Below are 3695 nucleotides of genomic sequence, written 5' to 3'. Positions count from 1 at the left end.
TGGAACGCCTTGACGATCGCCGTGTTGAGCTCGAAGGACCGGCGCACCTCGCCGGCCTTCAGCAACTGGTCTTCCAGCACGACCGAGTTCTTGGACGGCATGACAACGCCGTCATCTTCCTGCGGCTTGATGGTGAAGCCGGCATTGGTCGCTGCATTGCCGAGATGGCCGGCCTGGGTGGCCTGCAGCGATACGGCGGCGCGGTCGAGCACTTTTTCGAATGGCTCGACGTCGTTTGCCGTATAGCCTGGCGTGTTGGCATTGGCGATGTTGCCGGCCACGGCCGACTGGCGCACGGCCAGCCATTGCGCTTGCTTGGCGGCGAGGTCGAAAAGGGAAACGGGCTCCATGGGAATCTCCGAGCAGGTACCCAGAGACTAGGCCGCCAGTCTTGCGCGGGCCTTGCGGATGGCCGGAAGCCGGAGATCGTTTATCGGGACAGTTCGATCACCTGGTCGGCACTGGTGATCATGACCCATTTGCCGTTGCGCTGCTCGATGGAGGATACCTTGCTGGAATCCGGCAGTATCGAGCCGCGCTGGACCATCCAGAGGCCAGCGTCGTCCTGGATCATGGCGCGGCCGTTGGCGACATGAACCATGCGGAATTTCGCCGCGTCGGCCGGAAACGGTTGCTCGTCGGATGCGGCTGCGGGATCGGCATCATCCCGCACCGTCCCCGTGGCAAGAAGATCGAGATTGGCCGCGGGAACGTCCTTTGCCGTCAGCGGCGCGCTGCGTTCGGCGACCACGCCGCCGCCCGCTCGCCCGGAATTAGAGCCTGTGCCGCCGAACTTCATCGCCTGGACGCCAAACTGGTCCTGGTTGAAGAAGATATACCAGGGGAACAGGGCGCAGATCAGGCCGAGCGCGATGCCGAGCGCGGCAATGACGAAATCGCTGCGTCGGTCGGACTTCTTCTCCAGTCGGGGAAACGGCGCCTTTGGCGGCTGCGGCCATTCGGTGCGCGGGAACAGGCCGTCGATCAGCGATTCCCGGCTGGCCTGCGTCATCTCGGCAGCCACCGCCTGGGGAGCCCGGGACAGAGCGGGTTCGACGGGCCTGGCCAGATCAGGATCGGCTTTGCCAGCCCGTGGCAGGATTGGCTTGACGGCTCTGGCCAGAACGGCCTCGGCTTTGGCCGCGATGGCACGGGCGGCCTTTGCTTTGGCGGTTCTCGCCGTGTCAGCCTCTGCCTGCTGCGCGGCATTGGCCTCGGCGATCATGTCGCGCAGGATGCGCTCGGTGTATTCGCGTTCAGTCTCCGGCATCGGCGTTCAGCTTGCTCTTGAGGTGGCGGGCGAGATCGGAGAACGGGTCGGCTGAGGGGCGATCCTTCGGCCCTTGCGTCAGCGCTTCATAGATCAGCGGCACCTGGCGCACGGCGATGTCGAGTTCGGCATCGACGCCGCCCTGATAGGCCCCGAGCAAGCGGATATCGCGTGTGTCCTCGAAGCGCGAGATCATCGACTTCAGCCTTGTCACCAGCGCGCGCTGTTCGACGCTCCAGGCCTTTCCGGCCAACCGCGATATGGACGACAGCGGGTTGACGGGGGGGTAGCGACCCTGTTCGGCGATCGTGCGGTCGAGCACGACATGGCCGTCGAGGATGCCGCGCACGGAATCGGCGACCGGGTCGTTGTGATCGTCGCCGTCGACCAGTACGGAAATGATGGCGGTGATCGATCCCTTGCCTTCCGTACCCGGCCCGGCGCGTTCGAGCAGCTTGGGCAATTCGGTGAACACCGAGGCCGGATAACCGCGGGCGACCGGCGGCTCGCCGGTTCCCGTCGCCACCTCACGCAAGGCGTGAGCGAAGCGGGTGATCGAATCCAGCACCAGCAAAACGCGATGCCCCTGGTCGCGAAAATGCTCGGCGACGCGCATGGCGGTGTCCGGCGCACGCCGGCGCATCATGGCGCTTTCGTCGCTGGTGGCGACGACGGCGATGGTCTTGGCCATGCTGTCGCCGATCGTGTCCTCGAGGAATTCACGGACTTCCCGGCCGCGTTCGCCGATGAGGGCCACCACGACGGTATCGAATGCGTCGGCTCCGGCGAGCATGGCGAGCAGCGTCGACTTGCCGACGCCGGAGCCGGCAAAGATGCCGAGGCGCTGGCCGAAGCAGAGCGGCGTGAAGATATCGATGACCTTGACGCCGGTCATGAAGGCAGTGCCGACGCGTTGCCGCGCCATGGCGCCCGGCGTCGTCTGGGCGCCGCGCGATGTGTCGTCTCCCCGGGCGAGCGGCGGGCCGCCATCGATCGCCCTGGTGAGTGCGTCGATGGTGCGGCCGCGCCATGAGGCATGCGGTGCCACCACAAGCGGACCGCGGCGGAACACGGCATCACCGATGCCGGAATCGGCGCTGCGTTCGAAGGGTGCCACGACGGCCTCGTCGCGGCCGATCTTGACGATCTCGCCGCGGCGCGCACCGGCATGGCCGGGCTGCTCGACGATGTCACCCAGCCTGGCGAAGCCGGAAAGGCCGTGCACCTTGTAGTGCGTGGGCGTGACTTCGATGACGCGGCCGCCGCGCTTGAGCAGTGCCTCGGCGTCGGCGAAACGCCGCCAGACCCGTTCCAGGGCGGCAAGCCGGTCTTCCGGTGCCGGCTGGAGTTGTCTTTCGAGTGCCCGCAGGGATGGCTGGTCGAGCGACATGGACTATTTCGAGCCGAGCGTCTTGATCGCCTCGTCGGTGGACGAGTCGGTCTGGCGCATCAGGGCGGCCGTGTTCTCGAAGGCGCGCTGGACCATGATCAACCTGGTGATCTCCAGCACCGGATTGACATTGGACTCTTCGAGAAAACCTTGGGCAACGCCGATATCGGAGCGATCGGTGACAGGCTCCGGGGTGCGTGCCGGAACAATGCCGGAATTGCCATAGCGGACGAAGTTCGCGCCTGGATCGAAATTGTAGAGGCCGATCGATCCGACAAGCTGATCGTTCTGGCGCAACGAACCATCGGCCCCGGCCTTGGGCGGACCGTTGCGGGGGTCAAGCTGGATCGGCGAGCCGCCGGCATCGAGCACCGGGTGGCCTTCGATCGACATCAGTTCGCCGTTCTCGTTCATCGAAAAACGGCCGTCGCGGGTCATGACGGTGCCGACCGGCGTCTCTATAGCGAACCAGGCATCGCCCTGGATGGCGAAATCGAAGGGATTTCCGGTCTCGCTCAAGGCACCGTGGGCGCCGGAAAGGTAGGTCTTGCCCGGGGAGGCGAATGACACCGATTTCTGCCCGGTGCCAGAGACGACGTCCTCGAACTTCACGCCGGTGGCGCGAAAGCCGATCGTGGAGGCGTTGGCGACGTTGTCGGCGATGGTGTCGAGGCGCCGCTCGAGCGCGATCTGCGATGAAAGAGCGACGTACAGGCTGTCCCGCATGATGGTCTCAGAACCTCAGTTTCTGCATGGCCATCATCAGGTCGGTGGAGATGCCGACGGTGAGTGGCTGGGCAAACAGCACGCTGACCGAGGTGACGGCCGATGAAGTCGGGTTGTTGATCTCGTACATACTGGTGAAGCGCGTCAGGAACTTGCCGAGTTTCTCGGGGTCGGAGAAATCCGAGATGTCGAGTTTCTGCTCGAACAGCTGCGCCTGCTTGTCGACATCGGCGGTGGCGAAGGAATCGGGCAGGCCGAGCACGGTGCGCACGACACTGGCAAGCGCAGTGTCGGCCAGCACGTCATACC

At 65.2% G+C, this 3695-nt stretch carries 5 protein-coding genes; all 5 read right to left on the bottom strand.

Features of this window, described 5'->3' with window-relative positions; all coding sequences use genetic code 11:
- The coding region (gene flgB, locus EN969_RS21270; RefSeq protein WP_127419366.1) for a flagellar basal body rod protein FlgB at positions 1-350 on the bottom strand (350 nt) is incomplete at its 3' end.
- Positions 351-430: 80 nt separating this feature from the next.
- On the bottom strand, positions 431-1270 hold the full coding sequence (locus tag EN969_RS21265) for a hypothetical protein (protein WP_063168916.1): 840 nt from the start codon (positions 1268-1270) through the stop codon (positions 431-433).
- Complete coding sequence (fliI, locus tag EN969_RS21260; protein WP_024502685.1) at positions 1257-2660, bottom strand: flagellar protein export ATPase FliI; 1404 nt, start codon at positions 2658-2660, stop codon at positions 1257-1259. The genes EN969_RS21265 and fliI overlap by 14 nt, the downstream gene beginning before the upstream one ends.
- Positions 2661-2663: 3 nt before the next feature.
- Positions 2664-3386: a flagellar basal-body rod protein FlgF gene (gene flgF / locus EN969_RS21255; RefSeq protein WP_013529801.1), complete on the bottom strand. Its 723-nt coding sequence runs from the start codon at positions 3384-3386 to the stop codon at positions 2664-2666.
- Between the two features lie 7 nt (positions 3387-3393).
- Positions 3394-3695 (bottom strand): DUF1217 domain-containing protein (locus tag EN969_RS21250; RefSeq protein ID WP_127419365.1); only part of this gene is annotated, 302 nt, incomplete at its 5' end.

It is taken from the genome of Mesorhizobium sp. M7A.F.Ca.CA.003.01.2.1, from assembly GCF_003998945.1.
GTDB classification, from domain to species: Bacteria; Pseudomonadota; Alphaproteobacteria; order Rhizobiales; family Rhizobiaceae; genus Mesorhizobium; species Mesorhizobium ciceri.
The sequence above is the reverse complement of the archived record's forward strand: the minus strand, read 5'-3'. Positions and strand labels throughout refer to the sequence as shown.

Excerpts from the sequence above, each read along its gene's own strand:
- EN969_RS21265 (WP_063168916.1), bottom strand. The coding sequence starts at position 1,270 with ATGCCGGAGACTGAACGCGAATACACCGAGCGCATCCTGCGCGACATG.
- fliI (WP_024502685.1), bottom strand. The coding sequence starts at position 2,660 with ATGTCGCTCGACCAGCCATCCCTGCGGGCACTCGAAAGACAACTCCAG.
- flgF (WP_013529801.1), bottom strand. The coding sequence starts at position 3,386 with ATGCGGGACAGCCTGTACGTCGCTCTTTCATCGCAGATCGCGCTCGAG.